The organism is Pseudomonadota bacterium, assembly GCA_039196715.1.
Lineage (GTDB): Bacteria > Pseudomonadota > Gammaproteobacteria > CALCKW01 > CALCKW01 > CALCKW01.
The window spans coordinates 1-2,528 of sequence record JBCCUP010000160.1 but is presented as its reverse complement, the minus strand read 5'-3'; the positions used below and the strand labels follow the sequence as shown (position 1 = coordinate 2,528).

General features: G+C 64.0%; 3 protein-coding genes. 1 reads left to right on the top strand and 2 read right to left on the bottom strand.

Annotated features, from left to right (window positions below):
• Nucleotides 1-293: 293 nt before the first annotated feature.
• Together AAGA11_23040 and AAGA11_23035 are read right to left on the bottom strand one after the other, a co-directional pair.
• The gene (locus AAGA11_23040; protein MEM9605748.1) at nucleotides 294-761 is read right to left on the bottom strand and encodes a hypothetical protein; all 468 of its coding nucleotides are present in this window, start codon (nucleotides 759-761) and stop codon (nucleotides 294-296) included.
• Between the two features lie 111 nt (nucleotides 762-872).
• The gene (locus tag AAGA11_23035) at nucleotides 873-1,076 is read right to left on the bottom strand and encodes a hypothetical protein (GenBank protein ID MEM9605747.1); all 204 of its coding nucleotides are present in this window, start codon (nucleotides 1,074-1,076) and stop codon (nucleotides 873-875) included.
• A 351-nt stretch (nucleotides 1,077-1,427) separates the two neighbouring features.
• Here AAGA11_23035 and AAGA11_23030 point away from each other — a divergent pair, with 351 nt between their 5' ends.
• On the top strand, nucleotides 1,428-2,213 hold the full coding sequence (locus AAGA11_23030; GenBank protein MEM9605746.1) for a LytTR family DNA-binding domain-containing protein: 786 nt from the start codon (nucleotides 1,428-1,430) through the stop codon (nucleotides 2,211-2,213).
• The last annotated feature ends 315 nt before the right edge of the window (nucleotides 2,214-2,528 follow it).

Sequence of the window (2,528 nt, the reverse complement as noted above, 5' to 3'; positions counted from 1 at the left end):
GCCACACCGAGCGATGGGAATGGACGGCAGCTTCGCGTTTGACACCAGGCTCGTTCGCCGTGTCTGGCTTCGCCAGGACGCGGCTCCCACAGTTGGCATCTGAGCCTGTGGGAGCTTGGTCGTGGCGTAGCCACACCGAGCGATTGGAATGGACGGCGGCTTCGTGTTTGACGCCAGGCTCATTCGCCGTGTCTGGCTGCGCCAGGACACGGCTCCCACGGCTGGCCCGGGATATTGTGGGAGCTTGGACGTGGCGCAGCCACACCGAGCGAAAAATCCGCCTGGGCAACGCCCTATTTGTTGAACATCACCTCGATGTCTTCGGCAATGCGGTCTGCCGGCAGGGTACCGTTGGTCGAGTGAATCATTTCGCCGCGGCCGTTGAAGTACAGCAGTGTTACGTGCGGTACGTTGAAACGGTCCTGAACCGCCTTGCCCTCGGGACGCGTGACATCGGCGAGCCGGTAGTTGATGCCGTCGTAGGCTTCAAGTGCCTCGGTGGTTGCCGCCTTGAGCCTGCGGCAGAGACGGCAACCCGGGTCGTGCACCTGGACGATCGCCGGCACACCGTTACCAACCACGCTCAGGTCGTGCAACGTGCGCTGGTTGGTGTCGTAGGCGTGCAAGCCAGCCGCGCCGAGCCCGCCGGCCACCAGCGCCACCCCGCCGCCAAGCAGCTTGCGCCGCGAGATACCGCCACCGAGTGCGGACGACGCCGTCGCTCTGCTGCGTCCGGGTGACTTGCGCTTGGATTTGGCCATCGTTTGGCTCCCAGGTGCGGACGTGCGTGTGGTGAACACCGACAACGGGATGCGAAGAAGGTTCCGCCCGACCGCCAAGACCATCGAGGCGCCGCCGTGCAGACGCGGGGGCTAGCGTACCGTCACCAACGCCAGCGTGGCCGGCGCCGGTATGTCCAGCGGGTCGGTGACGATGGCATCGTCTGCTTCTCCGACCGCTGCATTCAGGCCGTCAAACTCGGGCCGGGCTGCGGGCTGCGCGACCGACCGCGTGGCCGCACGCGCCGTGATCGGCAGTCGCGGCAGTATGGGGCACCCCGAACCGATCAGTGCCACCGGACGTCTCCGAACGCCGGCTGCGTCACCGTGCATTGCCCGACGGCGCTGTTGGTTCTGTCGCTGCCCAGGGTCATCAAAAGGAACCTCTTGGAGGCGTCGTAGGCCGCACCCGATACGAAAACCATAGTCGGCAGCACCAGCACTGCCGCTGCAATTGCACGATTCATCCAAGCGGCCTCAGCGTCCCCCAGAGCACCTCAAGTATTTTTCGCACCACAATCGTGCACAAGTGGCACTGCCCATGGGTTCGCGAATGGCATTGGTGCGTTTATCCTAAGGCTCAAAAGACTTTGAAATTCAATTGGAAAATGGCACTCTGCATTTCAAGAAGCACGAGTGAATTCTTGAATGAGCGTCCCAGAAGAGCGGCACATGGCCCTGATTGCAGGTCTGTGTGTGCTTCTGATTGCCTCACACGATCAGGTGATGCTGCAGCAGCACGGGGTGTTTTTCGTGTACGTTTATGCGATGGCGCGCGTCGGCATCGGCTGCGCACTCTTCTTCGCTGCCCGCGCCGTCCTCGCCACCTACTGGCCCTCCGCCGGCGTGGGGGCGCTCACAGCGAGTGCGATCGCCGCCAGTCACCTGCCCTTCGTGCTCGCGATCACGGCACTCGATATCGTGCTCGGCGAACCCGAGCTGGGCATGGCCGCCGGGGTGACCTCACCGTCGCCAGGTGTTGGCGCGTTGCTCTGGGAAGCGCTGTACCTCGCCGACAACCACATCGCCCTGTGCCTGTTGCTGTCGCTGCCGCGCCTGATACCGGCGATCTGGCCAGAGGAGCCGCTCGCCGTCCCGACGCCGGCGCACGTCAAGACCCTGCTGGGTGCACTCGACCCGCCGCTGGACGGCTCCATCGTCTGGGTTGAAGCACAGGAACACTACGTGCGCCTCACCACCGACCTCGAGAGCCGCCTGGTGCTCGCGCGTTTCTCCGATATCGTGCGCGAGCTGTCAGATCAGGCCGGCATGCAGGTACACCGCTCGCATTGGGTGGCGCGCGACGCCGTCGTGCGTTTGACGAAGTCCGGCCAGACCGCCGCCGTGCTGCTCTCGACCGGGGACAACGTACCGGTAAGCCGGTCCTACCGCCAACGCGTCGAATCGGCCCTGGCAGAAACCGAGCCTGCGTAATTCCTCATGCGATTGTGATTCGCAGCCAACGGGAACCCTCCCTTGCTGCCGTTGGGTGCTTGCACCTTTCGCCGTGTCTGGCCCAGGTTCTTGTGGGAGCTTGGTCGTGGCGTAGCCACACCGGTCGATGGGACTGGACGGCGGCTTCGTGCTTGACGCCAGGCTCATTCGCCGTGTCTGGCTGCGCCAGGACGCGGCTTGTATGGTCGATTCCGCAGGTGATACAGAGAAAAACCTGTCGGGGTGGAGGGGCTGACTGACGCGCTTCTGATCCGTTACCGGATACAGACTGTGGGAGTGTATCTCCCGCCCCGT